This is a genomic window from Cyclobacteriaceae bacterium, assembly GCA_030584025.1.
Lineage (GTDB): Bacteria > Bacteroidota > Bacteroidia > Cytophagales > Cyclobacteriaceae > UBA2336.
In genome coordinates this window covers 500953-518285 of record CP129487.1, presented here as the reverse complement: position 1 = coordinate 518285, position 17333 = coordinate 500953, and the positions used below count along the sequence as shown (strand labels likewise).

Genomic DNA, 17333 nt, shown 5'->3' with positions numbered 1-17333 from the left:
TCATCGATATGTGCGGCATTACCGGAATCTTTGCGTTTAACCTCGTTGGCAAAATGAATATGATTCATCTTACCAATGCCACTATGGCGTTGGCTAAGCGCGGTCCGGATTTTCAGGATATTTATCACGATCAGTTTGTCGGATTAGGGCATCGCAGGCTTTCCATCATCGACACCAGCGCCATCGCGCATCAACCCATGTGGGATGAAACCGGACGTTATGCAATTGTCTTTAACGGTGAGATTTTCAATTTCAGGGAACTGCGATCGCAACTGGAAGCACAGGGCGTGAGCTTTCGATCAACTTCGGATACGGAAGTTTTGCTTCATCTGCTGATCCGGGAAAAAGAAAACGCACTAAACAAACTTAATGGATTTTTTGCCTTTTGCTTTTACGACAAACAGGAGCAATCCTTTCTGTTGGCACGTGATCGCTACGGTGTAAAACCCCTCCTCTACCTGCACGATGAAGACAAATTCATTTTTGCTTCAGAAATGAAATCGTTGGTACAATACGGCATTGATAAAACCATTGACTACAATTCGCTCTACACGTATCTGCAACTCAATTATATTCCAGCACCTGACACCATTTTTAAATCCGTTAAAAAACTCCTTCCGGGACACTATCTGGCAATTAACAATAGGCAATTATCAATTAACAGTTATTACACCATTCCGTACTCGGTCGATCTCCGCATCAGTTACGAATCTGCAAAAGAGAAATTTAAAAATCTGTTGGAAGCTTCTGTACAACGCAGGCTTGTATCGGATGTTCCGCTTGGCTGTTTTCTGAGTGGCGGTATTGACTCTTCCGTAATCACCGGACTGGCAAAAAAACACAAGCCTGATCTGCACACCTTTTCCATTGGTTTTAAAGACGAAAAGTTTTTTGATGAAACTCATTATGCACGTTTGGTAGCCAAACACTTTCAAACCGAGCACACGGTTTTTTCACTTACCAACAACGATTTATACGAACACCTCAACCACATACTGGATTATATCGATGAACCCTTTGCCGACTCCTCAGCGATAAACGTATATATATTGAGTAAAGAAACCCGCAAGCACGCTACGGTAGCCCTTTCGGGCGATGGGGCAGATGAATTGCTGGGCGGTTATAACAAACATGCGGCACATTACCGGATACTGCATCCGGGTTGGAAAGAAAAATTTGCCAATGCACTGCACCCGCTGTGGAAAGCCATGCCGAAATCCCGAAATAGTCCGTTTGCAAACAAGGCCCGGCAATTGGCGCGCTTTGCTGAGGGGATGAAACTCGATAGCAAGGAACGGTATTGGCGTTGGGCCAGCTTGGCCACTAAAGATGAAGCCATGAATATGCTTCACCCCGACCTGCGCATTAACCGCTGGCTGAGTGAATTCTACCCCAGAAGAAATAATATCCTTCAAACCATTCCCGAAAAGGAATCGCTGAATGATATTTTACTTACAGACACTTCTTTGGTCTTACCAAACGATATGCTCACCAAGGTTGACCTGATGAGCATGGCCAACAGCCTGGAGGTGCGAACACCCTTCCTTGATTTCGAATTGGTGAATTTTATTTTTAGTTTGCCGGATGATTACAAAATAAACGCTGCAATCCGCAAACGCATTCTTCAGGAGGCCTATCGCGACTTCTTACCAGCACAACTTTATAAACGCCCGAAGAAGGGATTTGAAGTTCCGCTACTCAAGTGGTTTAGGAAAGAAATGAAATCTGTTATTACAGATGATCTCCTGTCCAAAAAGCGGATTGAAGAGCAAGGCATCTTTCATTACCCGGAAATTGATTTGCTGAAGCGGAAGTTATTTTCTTCCAACCCCGGAGATGTACACGCCCGAATCTGGGGACTGATGGTGTTTCAACGGTGGTGGGATAAGCACATCAGGCAGTAAGTCAGGGATACATTGATTCATAAAAATTAAGTAATCTTGCCCTGAAGTAATCTTTAACACTATGGGCGGGGTGCGTACAATTCAGGAAAGCGATAAAACCATTTTGGAAATTGATTATTCCGGAGCAAACGAAGACGGGATGATCGCCTTGATCTCGGAAGCCGCTGAAAAAGGAATGGCTAAAAACGAACGCGTACTGGTATTGGCCCTTCACAACAAAAACTACATCACTCCCCGATTTGTACAACATGCCAAATCCGTAACGCAACCTGTCATTCACCTCATTGATAAGATGGCCTTCGTGGGATTGAACACGACCCAACGCATTATCCTGATGGGATACAGCATCTTTTTCCAAAAGAATTTCAAGACATTCGCTACACGCGAAGAAGCCATTACCTATCTGTTGAACTCGTCTACAACCGACAACGACCTACCCGACTATTATAAAAGAAACGAAAACTAATATGAAAAACCTGTTACGCATCGAAGAGCTCGCCATGTTCGGACTGGCCATTTATTTAAACTCCTATTTACCTTTCGAAGGATGGGTCTTCTGGGCATTCTTCCTTGCACCCGACATCAGCATGTTGGGTTACTTGGTCAACACACGCGTGGGTGCCGTTGCTTACAATGTGTTTCACCACAAAGGTGTAGCCATTGCCTGTTACCTGGCTGGTTATTTCCTCGTGATCCATGAACTTACCCTTGCAGGCGTGGTGTTATTTGGACACAGTTCATTTGATCGTATTATGGGATACGGATTAAAATACTCCGATAACTTCAAAAACACACATTTGGGTTGGATTGGAAAGCCCGCAAATTAAACACCCATGACTCTGTACATCAAAAATATGGTTTGCAACCGCTGCGTAATGGCCGTGGAGCAAGCGCTGAACAAGTTGAATCTCCAACCTGAAAAAATTTCGTTGGGCGAAGTAGTGTTGAAATCAAACCCAACAGAGAACGACTTGCATGCGCTTGATCAGGAACTTTCAGCACTTGGCTTCGAACGTATTGACGACCGGAAAGCCAGGATCATTGAGGGTATCAAAAACAAAATCATTACACTGGTTCATCACAGCGATCGCGTGGATCGTAAACACAACTGGTCAGACATACTCGCAGAAGAACTACATTACGAATACAATTACCTGAGCAACCTGTTCTCTTCCGTAGAAGGCATCACCATTGAACAATACATCATCCGGCAAAAAATTGAACGGGCCAAAGAATTATTATTCTATGATGAACTTAACTTAAGTCAGATTGCCGACCGGTTGGGTTACAGCAGCGTGGCGCATTTGTCGGCTCAATTCAAAAAGGTTACCGGACTAACGCCTACCGATTTAAAAAAGTCAAGGATAATTGGCGACTCTAGAAAAGCATTGGATAATATTACATGATGCTTACCGTAAAAAAATTGATTACCTTTCTATATGCGAACCCTCTACCTGCTTTGTTTTCTAACCCTTCTCACCGCTTGTATGCACGCACAACCCCAATACACCTATGCCGATGGAAGCGCCAATCACTATGTGATAACGGTTTCCTCACTTCAGTACATTCCGGTTAAACCGGAAGAAAGTTCAACCGGTATGTACAGCGGTGGCGATCCGGCTAACGTAACGCTAACCAAAGAGCAATTCGAAAACTTGAAACAACTTTTAGAAAACGGCATTGCTGCAACCGGCAATCACATCCCCGACCGGATTAAAATGAGCGGGGCGATTACCCGAACCGCCAAATCCGATACGATCACGATTATTTTAAAGCCCGGTGCACCAGAACAGGTTGCTCTTGAATCGGCCTTAAAGCAACTGCTTAAAAAATAAAGGGTTTTGGGCCTGTAAATCCTACATTCAAAATTTCTTAACTTCCCTGTCCAAATTATACCCCTATGGCTGACGAGACCAAACTGGATAAACCACAACAAATACCTTACAAACATCGCGATATCAAAGTTTATGCTTCCGATGAGTGGATGGCCAACGCCACCAAAAAATACCGCAGGGTGTTCGACCGGTTTGAAACCACATACATGCGTGTGGAGTTTTCCTTTTTCAACAAACTGTTTGATGAAGCCAACTGGGAAACCTCTATCCGACTGAAATGCTTTCACCTGAATGGCAGTCAGAAAAATGAATTGTGCAACCTGGAAGTGAAACGCACCATCGAAAAAGATGAAAACATTGTGTACATAAGGCAGTCGTGGGGAAATGCACAGGTTGGCGCCTATTGGCTGGAGGGTGATTACGTTTGGGAAGGTTACATTGACGATGTAAAAGTTGGTGAACGCAAATTCTACATTGTGGATACGGGCAAAGCCATGACCGAGCAAAATCCACATTTCACCATTGAGTCGATTAAACTGTTTGAGGGCGATGGTCAGGCATCCACCCTGCCTGAAAAAAAATACCTGACCAAATTCCGGCAAGCCGAGACGCGTTTTGTATGGTGCGAATTCAAATTCAGAAACAACTTGCCCAAGGGTTACTATGCCGAAATCTTTTTCAATTTTTATAACGATGCCGGACAACTAAAAGGAACGCATGAATACTTCACCTTTGTTTCTTCCAGCACCATGGGAAAAACCGAAATCATTTTTCCCGGTTGGGGTGGCGAAACACCGGGCCGCTGGGGCAACGACAAGTATACGTTGGAAGTTGTTTACCTTGATACATTATTGGCCACCGTTCCATTTGATGTGGGCGACATTGCAGAAGAAGGTGATGTGTCCATTATTACCGGTGTTGAACACATTGTAAAAAGTGTTAAGCAGGCTGGCTCATCTCCTGTTAGAACAAAGAGCGTGAAAACCTCTTGTATGAAAGCCTTAACGAATTGAATGCCCTCACCGGGCTCACCAACATCAAGCACGAAGTGAACGAGATGGTGCAGTTGGTAAAGTTTTACCAGGAAACCGGAAAAGATGTGTTGAGCAAATTCTCGTTACACACCGTGTTTACCGGAAATCCCGGAACGGGTAAAACAACGGTAGCCCGCTTGCTTTCAAAAATCTATAAAGGACTGGGCATTTTGGAAAAAGGGCACCTGGTGGAAGTGGATCGTGAAGGATTGGTGGCCGGCTATGTGGGGCAGACTGCCATTAAAACTGCCGAGAAAGTAACCGAAGCCATGGGCGGCATTTTATTCATTGATGAAGCCTACGCATTGGCACAAGGAAAAGGCAGTACCTACGATTTTGGTGCGGAAGCTGTTCAGGTGATTTTAAAACGCATGGAAGATTTCCGTGGCAAGTTTGGGGTAATTGTAGCCGGCTATACCGGAAACATGCATGAGTTTATCCAGTCGAATCCGGGGTTGCGGTCACGGTTCGATAAATATTTTGAGTTTCCCGATTATTCTCCTGAAGAAATGTTTGCCATTGGCATGTCTATGTTCAAGAAAGAAGATGTACAGCCCGATGCAGCCGCAGCCGAACACCTGAAAAATTATTTTGAATTTTTGTTCAGTCACCGCGACCAACACTTTGGCAATGCACGTGCCGTGCGGCAAACCATTGGTGAGGCGGTTAAAAATCAACACCTGCGTTTAGCGGCCATGAAAAAAGAAGACCGCACACCGGAACTAATGGAAACGGTAATCTTTGCTGATGTGCAGGAATTTGAAATTAAAGAACTGCGCAGCAATAAACCCAAGCTTGGATTTCAGTTGGGGAGTGAAGAAAATTAGCGGTGTATAATATACACTACTGTTTATTTTACTTCAACTTCTAAAATTGTTTGAGCCTGGCCACCTGTATTGGGGTCAAGAAAGTACTTAACTTTTTGTCTTTTTGCATTTGAATTTTCAATCCCTGAAGCAATTCCTGCCCCAATCAATCCACCAATAAACGCTCCGGTCGTTATACTTCCACTATCTGGAACCCCATACCCATAAAAGTATAATTCGTAATCTTGAATGATCAACGGAAAAAAATCCTTCTGATGATAGACATAGACTTGCCCTTCATGAGCAATTCCCCATACCTTTCTTACTTTTTTACCCGTATCTTTAAATCTTGGAATAATTTCAAATGTACCTGTCCATGGTTCATTGAGTCTTGGCTTTTTATCCAAAACAAAGTCTTCAATAACAGAAGGGGAATTCACTTTTAATTCCTCATATGAAGCATAAATACCATCCTTAATAGGCTCTTTAAAAATCGGATAGTCATATAAAACGGAATCAGGGACCTTTGTAGCTAATCCTTCAGACGACAAGGCAATGAAATTTTGAACATTTGATAAATCAATATTTGCAAACTTATCGAAGCATACTTTGAATGCATCTGCAATATTCTTTGGATGCTTATTGGTTACATCCATCCCACTTACCTCTGTGGTAGTTGAGGTTTGCAGCACATTGTATCATCTGCGATTCATTTTCCAGTAAGAAGCTCACAGATAATTCACAGAATCCACGCTCTTTCGAAAATCCAGTCTTTTCTGAAATTTTAAGTGTTCTGATTATCAAATGAATTTTTGGTCCGGTTTGATTGAGGTTTGAACTCAGAAAATCCATTAACTCCTTTTCAAGTGGATTTACAAAATTCGCATCAACCATCACATTCATCATGCCTTTTTGCGCAAAGCCAATAGTGGATTTATCCGAACGCTCATCCACAACTTTGATCACATGAAAAGCCCTGTTTACAAAATCAACTTTTTGATTACTCAACGAAACAAAATGTGTCTGGCTTAATGCAGCAGTCCAACATCCAAGCAGGTAAATTGAAATCAGGCAAATTCTCTTTTTCATTCTTTGAAAGTTTAGGGACAATAATTTTCAAACTTACTAACCAGCCAAAAACAGCAGGCGTTTGCGCCCCGTTAACTTACAAAAAAAAATCGTGACCCAAATCTTTTAATATTGAATCACGATTGAAATAATCAGAATTAAAACTTCCCAAACTTCAGCGTAAAATTATAACTCCAGTCGCTCAGGTCTTTGTCGCTTAACCCACTTCCATCACTGTTGTGGGCGCTACGGTAGCTGATGCCGGGGCTCATGCGCATCCAACGGAACAAATTGATTTCCAACTGTGCACCCGGCTCCATCACAAACGACCACTGTTGATCGTAAATGCCGTGCGATCCTTCCCAGTTGTAATCAGCGTGTGCCCAATGTTCGTACTGATACGAAAAACCGGCACCGGCAAACATCGACAACACCAGGTGAACGGGTTTGTTAGAACCCACCACCCACTCGGTTACCATACCCGACTGCACATAGCCGTAACTCAATGGTAAACCCGGTGCTCCACTAAATTCTGCAGGCACTGAAATGTTGTTGGTGGTGGCAAACCCACCCAAACCAAGCATCACCTTACGGTTGATGAACACCCCGCCATAGCCACCCGTCATGTTGGCGAACTGGCCACGTATGGAGGTAAACTTGTTGGTTATAGCACCATAGCCGGTAACGCGGGTGCTGTTAAAAACGGTTTGAATATCGGATTGGGCATAGGTTAGTACTGCGGTAAACAAGGTAATAATGAGGATTGCTGTCTTTTTCATGGTATTTGTGTTTTTTTTGATACCATGACAAGTGAAAACGAAGGCACCCCTACGACCAAGGCATATTTTTTTTTGAATGCAGGAAAAACCTAATCTAATACTGCCCGTATATCAGCAGTACCTATCCAACCCCACTCCTCAATAATTTATTTAGAAAAAAATTTACACCAGATGGGGGTAAACCTATAATCAGTTGTCATACCCACAAATTGAACACTATTACCCTTTATGAAAACAAATCTGAAAAACCCCATCCTTATCCTAACCTTATTTACCAGCGCCCAAATTTTTACCGGCTGTGCCATTGACGACCCCGGCCCCTTACAATACGGTGAGCGCACCTTTACAGTTGAAGACTTTAACCGCCTCGAAATGGGCAGCGCCTTCACCATTATCGTTAGGCAAGGTGCCACGTTCTCGATAGAAGCTACCGGTGATGTACGCAACCTTGATGACCTGGTGGTATTTAAAAACGGATCCACACTCGTGGCCTATTATGATCGCCACGCCAACCGCAGACACACCACCACCATTCACATTACCATGCCCGATTTGGTCGGTGCAAACTTTTCTGGCGCCAGTATTTCGGATGTACAGGGTTTTGAGCGTGAAGAAGAATTTGAATTGACGCTTTCCGGTGCATCGGTCAGCAAGGTATATCCTGGTTTTTCCGATGTCAAACTAAACCTTTCAGGCGCATCCAAACTTGATCTGTTGGGAACCGGCACCATGTTACACGCCACGGTATCGGGTGCCAGCGAGTTGAAAGCCCAAAATTTTTCAGCAGAAGATGTGTGGCTTGACGTATCAGGTGCCAGCACAGCGCGCGTATCGGTAAGCAACCAATTGGACGTAATTGTGAGTGGCGCGAGCAGTGTGCGCTACACGGGCAATCCGGATGTTCACCCAACGGTAACGGGAGGAAGTTCATTGATTAAGGAATAAAATTAACTGAAGATAATAGCCGGAGGCCTTTTGCTCACAAGCAAAAGCTTCCGGTTTTCTTTTCCCTGAATCTTTTCAGGATCATTACTGTTCGTTGATTGATGTCGTACGTGTTTGATTCACTCTGTGATCCAAATCACTAAACTCATTATTCTTCACCACGACCTTTGTACCACAAAACCAGTATCATGACAATCAAACTGACTACCGAAGAATTTAAAAACAAGGTTTTCAACTACGAAACCGACAAGGAATGGAACTATAAAGGCACCTTACCTGCCATTATCGATTTTTATGCCGATTGGTGCGGACCGTGCAAAATGGTGTCGCCTATTCTGGAAGAATTGGGTAAGGAATACGAAGGAAAAATTGTGATTTATAAAGTAGATACTGAAGCCGAGCAGGAATTGTCGGCCGTGTTTGGTATCCGCAGCATTCCTACATTTTTATTTATTCCTGTAAAAGGCCAACCTGCCATGCAGCCAGGCGCACTGCCCAAGCATGTATTCAAGCAGGTAATTGATGAAAACCTGGTGGGTGAAAAGCAGTTTGCCTAAGACACTATTATATTATTCGAACAGAAAAGATCACGCCTTCCTGGGTGTGATCATTTTTTTACCAACTGAAAATCATGCGCTGGCCGTATCACTGTGCGGAAACGGCAAAGCATTGACAATAATCACAGGTTTCTATAACTTGTTTAAAAGACCTGCGCCACCATGCTCGAAACATTCTGTGGTAACCTTTCTGACGAAGCACAATTGAAGATTGCCATTCGGCTAAGCAAGCTGGCCATGCCGGTTTGGGAAAATCATTTTAATAACTACCCGGCAGACCTCAAAAAACTGAATGACCTGATTACGGATGAAAACCGGCTGAAACGCGGGGCTGAAAAAATTGATGCCGGCTTTCCCATGCGGGCGCTGGAGAAAATTGAACGAAGCTATGCTGCAGCAAAAGAAAAAACTACCGGTAATCCCATACCGGTCATGAAAAGTGATGCTACCTTAACACCCATGCTGCATACCTGCATGCAACCCCTGCAGAATCAAAATTGGGACAGTGTTTTACCACGCTACGTACGATTGGTCTTCACTTCGGTGTTCAACATACTGGTGTGGATTTTATACAGACGACAAACCCCGGAATATGAAACCCACATTTACGTAGCCATCAACCAGGCCTCGGATGTGATTCTTCAGAAATCGATTTTGACCAACATGGCGTGGAACCAACTGTTGTACGGGTACGAAAATGAAAAGCGTAGGGATGAAGAGGACACGGAATGGGAAAAGGCCTTTACAGTAGGTGAACAAGAGCCCATGGATCAGGAGGATGTGTTTAAACAAATTTTAGGAGAGCAGGTAAACAAAGACCTGTGCGGACCAGAACTGGCCAAAGAGGTGTTGCGGCAAATGCGGGAAGAAGGAAAATCATACTGGAATGATATGGAAGAATTCAACACCGGCACGTGCACCACGTATTTGTATAATACTGAAAAGCAGGCTTACGAACGCAACGAAATCGATGTGATTGTGGGGAGCTTTAACCGCGACATTCCCATGACGGAAAAAGAAATGCTGTTGCACATGTCACGCCAGCACCTGTATTATTTGAGGAAAAGTGGGTTTGAGGTTTAGGAGAACGGAGCTGCTGCATTTCAATTACCGTATACTGATTAAGCGGACACATCTAAAGTTTTCAAAATTTTATCTATTTGTTCTTCAGACTTTCCTTCTTTTCTTATATCAATAAGAACATCAAGTATGGTTGCTAATAGCCTATTGTTGTCCATAGTCAGACTCATTAATGAAGAAAAACATCATAATTACTGTCTTTCAATCTTTCGATATTCTCCATAAAATTCCGGGGTTTAGTTGATGCTATGAATTTACTATATTTATGATAATGAAGAAATCAACAAAGCCCAATATGGGTGGAAAACAGACAACGCAGGAGATGGTAAAACAACTCAACAAAAGGGTGATGGAAGAAAATCAAACCATAACCGGAAAAGAGTTACATACACGGCTCAAGAGTCTGTTCGGAGACTCTTTAACTACGGCAACCCAGAGTACGGAGCAACAAGAACCTACTACCAGGTTAGAAGTTAGAATGCTAGGCAAAAGTAAACCTGCCAGCTTGTGACAGGTGAATTTGACTTAATATACTGTACGGCTTTACTTGCCACCATGCCTAAGGTTCCAGTAAAAAACGTTAAGACTATTAAAATAGAATTGTATTGGGAGGATGACCACTCAAGGGGATCTAACTACTTCGATAATGTCCAGCAGTTTGCACAGTTTTTAAAGGACAATCCCGAACTCGCTAAAGCTGTAGGGTATGTTCCAAAGAATAGAATTTAAAAAAATCTAAAAGTGTCTTTTGATTCGTAACGACCCTTTCTTCTTCGCAGTGTCTCTCGAAGAGGACGCTGCTATGCTCTGTTTTAATAACTCTATAACACCTGGCGCAGAGTGCCTTGTAGAACACTCTGCGTGGTACGAAAATTTTTGCCGCAGGGCGTTATCACTTAATTAATCTTAAGTTTCACCAGTTTATCTATTGTATCTTTCGATAAAGGCGTAATTCTATTCTCTGCCTCATCTTGGCTAAGAAGTACAGAGACCGCGTCATCTAAATTTTCGTCATTCTGAAGGTTTGACAAAATTGCTTTTGACGCTTCATTAATTTCGTCAAGTTGCCTAAGTATATCCATACCCTCTACTGGATTAATCTGATATTTCCATAGTAGTAATTGTCGCACCAGTTCATTTCTATCAGATTCATAGCTATCGAGTAATCCAGTCAAGCTTTTTCTATCACTTTCGGAACCAACGACAATCAAAACAAAACTAATATTCTTTTTAATTTCACTATAAGATTTTACTAAATCCACCATTTCCTTTCGTAAGTCCTTGTTTTCAGGATTATTAGTCCACATAACTGAAATCGAACTTAAACGTTTTAAATATTCAATAGTTTGCTTTACATATATTTTTTGGTCTCCGGTTGGTGTTTGTGCATAGAGCGTATTTGCAAGATTTACACTCAGAGCAAGAAGAAGAATAATAATTATGTTTTTCATGTTTAGTATACCTGTAGTAAAATCTATCTCACCTCTAACTTATAAAAAAGTTCTCTTTTATCCTGTAAAATTTTCTTTATTGCAGTATCTCCCGAAGCGCCTGCCTGCTGCAAGCAGGGATGTTGCGATGCACTACTTTTTCAAATAACTCATTCTGACCTTGTTTCGTAGTTGTGCAACAGCCACCGTTGTTAGCCACAGTTTATTTCAACCATTTTATATTTATAGAATGACTCAAATCCTACTTTAGCACTTACTAGGTTAGATTCAAGTTTGTCTTGGTCAGTCATAAGGAATACCTTACCATTTCGCTGCAACAAAAGGTTAGAGCAATAAGACAAAATCATCTTTGCGCAACCCTTATTACGGCTATCATTTTTGGTAAAGAGTATTCCAATATCAGGGTCTATTATGGAACAAAAACTTAGGATTTGGTCATTTGAATTCAAAAGCACGTAAACTTTCTCACTTTTAATCAATTGAAACATTCTTAGCTGCATTTCCTCAATTTCTTTATTATTTAATCCATTATACTCCTCGTGGTAATATTCTTGCAGCATCAACGCTAATTCTTCAAGTTGATTAAATGTTCCAAGTTCAATTCTGAAATCATCAATGTTAAAAACATTTATATTTCTTGTCTCATAAAAAAGTCTTCATTTTACTGTTTTGGAATTTTTAGGCTTGTAAAAGTTAATTAGCTCATCAATAAGTTCATCCTCACCCGAAAGAGTAAAGTTAGTGTATTTATTTAAATCAAATATTTTACTGATTTCTTGAAATTGTTCACTACTCCAATTGTGACCATAGACAAGAAGCATCTCACTATGGATAATCAATATCCAACCAGAGTCATTGGCGTTGATGACTGACGAATTATATAACGGACTCTGTTCTTGTAGTGCCTTTTCAACAAAGTCTCTCAAGAACTTGTGCTGATATAAGTTTAAATCGATTTCCTCAAATAGAAATCGGTTGAATTCTTCAGCGTCACTTTTAGGTGTCAGGTTCATTTGTAAATTGTGGCTAACATTCGAAAGTAAAGCGTGCCGGCAGACCAAATTAATAATTAATCATCAAATTCTGCCGGCATGATTTATATGCATTGTTGTGGGCTGGCTATGATCGTTATTAAATTACCGAGCTTCCCATCACATAGTGTAAATGATCTACAAGCGGATAGTTTTTCATCCTTAAGTCAAGAGTAAGTAATTCTTTTGGATATAAATCAATTCCTCTTATAATATAACCGACCTTCGGCCAACCTTCGTTGAAAATGTCAAGCAAGTTTGTTATCACTATTGCAACTGGATGTCCTTTTGGTGTAAGTTTTTGTTCGATCATTTGATCTAATCCACTTTTCAAAAATTCAGCATCTCGAAGGTTAGCGTCTACAAAAATGCATAACGGAGAATCAGGGTTCTTATCGTATGCCTTCTTTTGGAGACTTTTAATGCTTCCACCCAAATCATCTGAATTTATTCTGTCTTTTCGCTTGCACTCCACCGCCCATTTCACTTTCGTGCACAAATGAAAAGCATCGAATTCAACGATCGAATCACCTGTAAATTTCTTCCAACTTATTTCAAAGGCTGATTCCAAATGCAGACAAGCGATAAGTAGTTCGTATCTATAACTCCAAAACTGATCTTTATTAAGTAATCTCTTCCTATCCAGTTTCAAGCAATTATGATTTTCTAATGTGTAGACATCAAAGGCGAGTCTAATTAAATGGGTCAGTAAAACCTTCGACACGTTTTTACCTAAGGCATTTGGTATCCATCTTGCAATCGGATGTCGATTGGACATACTCTTCCTGGTTTCCTTTTCATACCAGTCGCTAGGTATTTTTGTTGCCAAATAAGCGAAAAGAAAATTTTGAAAATTAATAGGAGGATCCGGGATTATGTAAGATTCGTTATTAATCAAAACAGCGGTTCCACCATCAACTTTCTTATCTACAATTGGTTTGGTGAAAAGTGGATAACTTGTTCCTCGAGGAAGTATTCTCGTTGCAGCGACTTGTTGTAGGTCTTGCAAATACTTGGAGTCCTTTCTCAAAATGTGTAACACGTTCATAGCATTCCGTTTGCTTGCCCACAACATTGTGTATATTCACCCACTCGCACATATCCATACAAAAAAGTTCGGTTTTTTGCCGTAGGAGTTAGTCCTACGCTACCGGTTTGCATGGCCTGCATTACCGCATCCCATAATTCCATAACCCAAACCCGTAATTGTGTAAAACCAAAAAGTTGGTTTGCCTGTATTATTGTTAGTATCTGATGTTACGCATTTCGTGATGCCTTAGTGCCTTTGAGTCTTTGTGGTAAGAAAAAAATCGATGAAATTAGGCCACGAAGACACCAAGTCACTAAGATTTCACAAAGAAAAAGGCCATGTGCGTAACATCAGATAGTATGTAATAGCAAGCATTATGGCTACTGTAAAGCAATCCTTCCCCGTACTGGAAATGACGTGTGCCGCCTGCGCGGTAAGCGTGGAATCGATGTTGAAAAACACCACAGGCGTAACCAATGCCTCGGTAAACTTTGCCAACCAAACGGCCCTGGTGGAGTATGATCCGGCCACGGCCACGTTAGTCAATTTGCAACAAGCCGTGCGCGCCATCGGGTACGATCTGGTGGTGGATGCGGAAGACCCGCAAGCGGTAAAGGAAGAAGCACAACAAAAGCAGTATACAGAAATTAAAAACCGCACCATCGGCTCGGCTGTGTTGTCGGTGCCCGTGGTCATCATCGGCATGTTCTTTATGGATTGGAAAGCAGGCACGTATATCTCCATGCTCCTGTCGGCACCGGTGGTGTTTTACTTCGGGCGCTCCTTTTTTATTCATGCAGTTAAACAGGCACGCTTTGGCAAAGCCAACATGGATACGCTCGTGGCGCTCTCCACCGGCATTGCCTTTTTGTTCAGCCTGTTCAATACGTTCTTTCCCGAGTTCTGGCACAGCCGCGGCATCCATGCGCACGTGTACTATGAGGCTGCGGCTGTCATCGTCACGTTCATTTCGCTGGGCAAGCTGCTGGAAGAACGGGCCAAGTCGAGCACGTCATCGGCCATCAAAAAATTAATGGGCCTGCAACCGAAAACCGTACGCGCCAACGTGGATGGCGTGGAAATGGAGTTACCGATTGCGGCCGTGAAGGTGGGCTATACCATACTGGTACGGCCCGGTGAAAAAATTCCGGTAGATGGCGTGGTCACAGCCGGATCATCGTATGTGGATGAAAGCATGATCAGCGGGGAGCCGGTGCCCGTAGAAAAAGGAACCGGTGAAAAGGTGTTTGCCGGCACGATCAACCAGAAAGGCAGCTTTGAATTTGAAGCACAGAAAGTCGGTGCGGATACGGTGCTGGCACACATCATCAAGATGGTGCAGGAAGCACAGGGCAGCAAGGCGCCCGTGCAAAAGCTGGTGGATAAGATTGCCGGAATTTTTGTGCCCATCGTCATCGGCATTTCCATCCTCACGTTTATTACCTGGATGATCATCGGTGGCGATAACGCCTTCACCCATGCATTGCTCACTTCGATAACCGTATTGGTGATTGCGTGTCCGTGTGCGTTAGGGTTAGCCACACCAACGGCCATTATGGTGGGTGTAGGCAAAGGTGCGGAGAACAACATCTTAATTAAAGATGCCGAGAGCCTGGAACTGGCGCACAAGGTTAACGCCATCATCCTTGATAAAACCGGAACGATCACGGAAGGCAAGCCGGTTGTTACAGATCTGATCTGGCAAACAGATGCCGCAGCAGCGAAGCAGGCGTTGTACAGTATGGAAGCACAATCGGAACATCCGTTGGCCGAAGCGGTGGTAAACAAATTGAAAGAAGATGGAGTACAAGCCACTTCGGTCGATCAGTTTGAAAGCATTACCGCCCGCGGGGTTAAAGCCTCCGTGAGCGGTACCGCTTACTTTGTGGGCAACCGGAAATTGATGGAAGAAAACGGAGTGCAGCTTACGGAAGCGCAAGTGACCACGGCCACCAACCTGCAGGAAGAAGCGAAAACCGTGGTGTATTTTTCAAACGATAAACAGGTGTTGGCCGTCATCGCCATTGCCGATAAAATCAAGGCAACCTCCAAGGCAGCCATTGAAGCACTGCACAAAAAAGGCATTGATGTATATATGCTTACTGGCGACAACGCTCAAACGGCCAAAGCGGTGGCCACCCAAATCGGGCTCACGCATTACAAAGCCGAAATGCTGCCGTCAGGTAAAGCAGATTTTATAAAACAGCTTCAGGATGAAGGCAAGGTGGTAGCCATGGTGGGCGATGGCATCAACGATGCGCATGCGCTGGCACAGGCCGATGTGAGCATTGCCATGGGCAAAGGGACCGACATTGCCATGGATGTGGCGAAGATGACGTTGATCACTTCTGATCTGCAAGTGATACCCAAAGCGCTGAACCTTTCTTCCAAAACGGTGAAAGGCATTCGCCAGAATTTATTCTGGGCGTTTATCTACAACGTGATCGGCATTCCCATTGCAGCCGGTGTACTGTTCCCCATCAACGGCTTCTTACTCGATCCGATGATTGCCGGTGCCGCGATGGCGCTGAGTTCGGTGAGTGTGGTGAGTAATAGTTTGCGGTTAAAGTTTGCGAAGATTTGAGGTCTGTGTCGACACAGACAAGGGATGAGGTGTCGACACAGACCAGGGATGGGATTTAACTTGGTGATCTTTGTGTAGCATTTCTTTGTGATCTTTGTGGTAAAAGAATAACCACCAAGCTCACCAAGATTTGCACGAAGGGCACAAAGCGATACCTTCGTAGAATGCAAGGCATGGAGCACTTAAGAAAAACCATAGAAGGTATCTACCCACTAACAGAAAAGGCGGCTGATGATTTTTACAGCATCTGGTCTGAACATCGCGTAAAGCGAAAGGAAATGATTACCGCAGCCGGTGATGTAGAGAAGTATTTATACTTCGTTACCGATGGCGTGCAACGCATCGTGTATCAAGATGATCAGCATCGTGAATCGACTTTGGTGTTTTCGTACGCTCCATCATTTGGCGGTGTAATCGATTCGTTCTTTTTGCAAAAACCGTCAAGTTATTATTTCGAAGCGCTTACACCCTCCTCATTTCTGCGTGCACCGTTTGAAGCGGTAAATCAATGCATGCAAAAACATCAATGTGTTTCGGAAGCATTGCGGTTGGGGGTAACACAAGCCTTCTCCGGCTTGCTGGAACGCATGGTGGAACTGCAATGCTTTACTTCCGAAGAAAAATTCAAACAACTCTTAAAACGCAGTCCGCATATTTTAACCTTGGTGCCCCATAAATACCTGGCCAACTACCTGGGCATTGATGCCACCAATTTCAGCAAACTCATCAACTCGGTACGCATCTGAAAATCTTGGCAAATACCAAGAATCATTTTTCGGTCAACTTCCACTTTTGTTGCATCAAACAAAAACAACATCGTTATGACAGCAAAAGTAATTTACCTCACCGCCAGCAAGGGGTTTATCCTGTTTTCGGCCATTAGCCTGCTCTATGTAGCCCTCATGGCTTTTATCAATCCGCAATCGGTTATGGATCTGGTGGGCGTTACCCTCCCCAACACCGATGCCATCAGTTCCATCAGGGGAATTTATGGAGGCGTGGGCATTGCGCTTGTGGCACTACTGATTTATATGGCCTTTTTTCAAACCATTAACGGCCTGAGTTTTTTAGCCGTATTTTGGGGATCGTATGCGCTTTCGCGGATCATCACCTGGTTTAACGATGGCGCACTAGGCGAATTCGGAACCAACTGGCTGGTGATTGAAAGTTTTATGTGCGTAGCCGGCATTGTGCTGTTGGCCTTCGGTAAAAAAATTAAAGGAAAGTAA

21 protein-coding genes are annotated in these 17333 nt (G+C 43.2%); 15 read left to right on the top strand and 6 right to left on the bottom strand.

The window, feature by feature from the left end:
• Window positions 1-8: 8 nt before the first annotated feature.
• The 7 genes from asnB (at window position 9) to QY309_02460 (ending at window position 5600) form a co-directional block, all read left to right on the top strand.
• On the top strand, window positions 9-1904 hold the full coding sequence (gene asnB, locus QY309_02490) for an asparagine synthase (glutamine-hydrolyzing) (protein ID WKZ60354.1): 1896 nt from the start codon (window positions 9-11) through the stop codon (window positions 1902-1904).
• A 61-nt stretch (window positions 1905-1965) separates the two neighbouring features.
• Entirely contained in the window at window positions 1966-2370 is a 405-nt protein-coding gene (locus QY309_02485) for a hypothetical protein (GenBank protein ID WKZ60353.1), read from the top strand.
• A 1-nt stretch (window position 2371) separates the two neighbouring features.
• On the top strand, window positions 2372-2731 hold the full coding sequence (locus tag QY309_02480) for a DUF4260 domain-containing protein (GenBank protein WKZ60352.1): 360 nt from the start codon (window positions 2372-2374) through the stop codon (window positions 2729-2731).
• Between the two features lie 6 nt (window positions 2732-2737).
• A complete protein-coding gene (locus QY309_02475; GenBank protein ID WKZ60351.1) occupies window positions 2738-3310 on the top strand; it encodes an AraC family transcriptional regulator in 573 nt (190 codons plus the stop codon).
• Window positions 3311-3343: 33 nt separating this feature from the next.
• The gene (locus tag QY309_02470; protein ID WKZ60350.1) at window positions 3344-3739 is read left to right on the top strand and encodes a hypothetical protein; all 396 of its coding nucleotides are present in this window, start codon (window positions 3344-3346) and stop codon (window positions 3737-3739) included.
• Between the two features lie 65 nt (window positions 3740-3804).
• The gene (locus tag QY309_02465) at window positions 3805-4752 is read left to right on the top strand and encodes a hypothetical protein (GenBank protein ID WKZ60349.1); all 948 of its coding nucleotides are present in this window, start codon (window positions 3805-3807) and stop codon (window positions 4750-4752) included.
• The gene (locus QY309_02460) at window positions 4728-5600 is read left to right on the top strand and encodes an AAA family ATPase (GenBank protein WKZ60348.1); all 873 of its coding nucleotides are present in this window, start codon (window positions 4728-4730) and stop codon (window positions 5598-5600) included. The genes QY309_02465 and QY309_02460 overlap by 25 nt, the downstream gene beginning before the upstream one ends.
• A 23-nt stretch (window positions 5601-5623) precedes the next feature.
• Here the strand turns inward: QY309_02460 and QY309_02455 are convergent, their stop codons facing one another.
• From QY309_02455 to QY309_02445, 3 genes are all read right to left on the bottom strand, one after another.
• A complete protein-coding gene (locus tag QY309_02455) occupies window positions 5624-6235 on the bottom strand; it encodes a hypothetical protein (GenBank protein ID WKZ60347.1) in 612 nt (203 codons plus the stop codon).
• Window positions 6219-6668, bottom strand: a complete 450-nt coding sequence (locus QY309_02450) for a hypothetical protein (protein ID WKZ60346.1) — start codon at window positions 6666-6668, stop codon at window positions 6219-6221. The genes QY309_02455 and QY309_02450 overlap by 17 nt, the downstream gene beginning before the upstream one ends.
• 137 nt (window positions 6669-6805) lie before the next feature.
• Window positions 6806-7426 carry a hypothetical protein gene (locus tag QY309_02445; GenBank protein WKZ60345.1) on the bottom strand — a complete coding sequence of 207 codons (621 nt, stop codon included), beginning with the start codon at window positions 7424-7426 and terminating at the stop codon, window positions 6806-6808.
• Between the two features lie 228 nt (window positions 7427-7654).
• Between QY309_02445 and QY309_02440 the strand changes: the two genes are divergently transcribed.
• The 5 genes from QY309_02440 (at window position 7655) to QY309_02420 (ending at window position 10737) form a co-directional block, all read left to right on the top strand.
• Complete coding sequence (locus QY309_02440; protein ID WKZ60344.1) at window positions 7655-8371, top strand: head GIN domain-containing protein; 717 nt, start codon at window positions 7655-7657, stop codon at window positions 8369-8371.
• 188 nt (window positions 8372-8559) lie between these two features.
• Entirely contained in the window at window positions 8560-8928 is a 369-nt protein-coding gene (gene trxA, locus QY309_02435) for a thioredoxin (GenBank protein WKZ60343.1), read from the top strand.
• Window positions 8929-9090: 162 nt separating this feature from the next.
• Window positions 9091-10011, top strand: coding sequence for a hypothetical protein (locus QY309_02430; protein ID WKZ60342.1), 921 nt, complete (start codon window positions 9091-9093; stop codon window positions 10009-10011).
• A 268-nt stretch (window positions 10012-10279) separates the two neighbouring features.
• Window positions 10280-10519: a hypothetical protein gene (locus QY309_02425; GenBank protein ID WKZ60341.1), complete on the top strand. Its 240-nt coding sequence runs from the start codon at window positions 10280-10282 to the stop codon at window positions 10517-10519.
• Entirely contained in the window at window positions 10516-10737 is a 222-nt protein-coding gene (locus tag QY309_02420) for a hypothetical protein (protein ID WKZ60340.1), read from the top strand. The genes QY309_02425 and QY309_02420 overlap by 4 nt, the downstream gene beginning before the upstream one ends.
• A 167-nt stretch (window positions 10738-10904) precedes the next feature.
• Here the strand turns inward: QY309_02420 and QY309_02415 are convergent, their stop codons facing one another.
• The 3 genes from QY309_02415 to QY309_02405 all read right to left on the bottom strand — a co-directional run bounded on the left by QY309_02415 (window position 10905) and on the right by QY309_02405 (window position 13520).
• Window positions 10905-11459, bottom strand: coding sequence for a hypothetical protein (locus QY309_02415; GenBank protein WKZ60339.1), 555 nt, complete (start codon window positions 11457-11459; stop codon window positions 10905-10907).
• Window positions 11460-12115: 656 nt separating this feature from the next.
• Entirely contained in the window at window positions 12116-12472 is a 357-nt protein-coding gene (locus tag QY309_02410; protein ID WKZ60338.1) for a hypothetical protein, read from the bottom strand.
• Between the two features lie 118 nt (window positions 12473-12590).
• Window positions 12591-13520 (bottom strand): hypothetical protein, encoded by a 930-nt coding sequence (locus QY309_02405; protein ID WKZ60337.1) that lies wholly within the window; start codon window positions 13518-13520, stop codon window positions 12591-12593.
• A gap of 376 nt (window positions 13521-13896) precedes the next feature.
• Here QY309_02405 and QY309_02400 point away from each other — a divergent pair, with 376 nt between their 5' ends.
• The 3 genes from QY309_02400 (at window position 13897) to QY309_02390 (ending at window position 17333) form a co-directional block, all read left to right on the top strand.
• Window positions 13897-16104, top strand: coding sequence for a heavy metal translocating P-type ATPase (locus QY309_02400; protein ID WKZ60336.1), 2208 nt, complete (start codon window positions 13897-13899; stop codon window positions 16102-16104).
• A gap of 173 nt (window positions 16105-16277) precedes the next feature.
• Window positions 16278-16850, top strand: coding sequence for a Crp/Fnr family transcriptional regulator (locus QY309_02395; GenBank protein ID WKZ60335.1), 573 nt, complete (start codon window positions 16278-16280; stop codon window positions 16848-16850).
• A 75-nt stretch (window positions 16851-16925) separates the two neighbouring features.
• Window positions 16926-17333: a DUF4345 domain-containing protein gene (locus QY309_02390; GenBank protein ID WKZ60334.1), complete on the top strand. Its 408-nt coding sequence runs from the start codon at window positions 16926-16928 to the stop codon at window positions 17331-17333.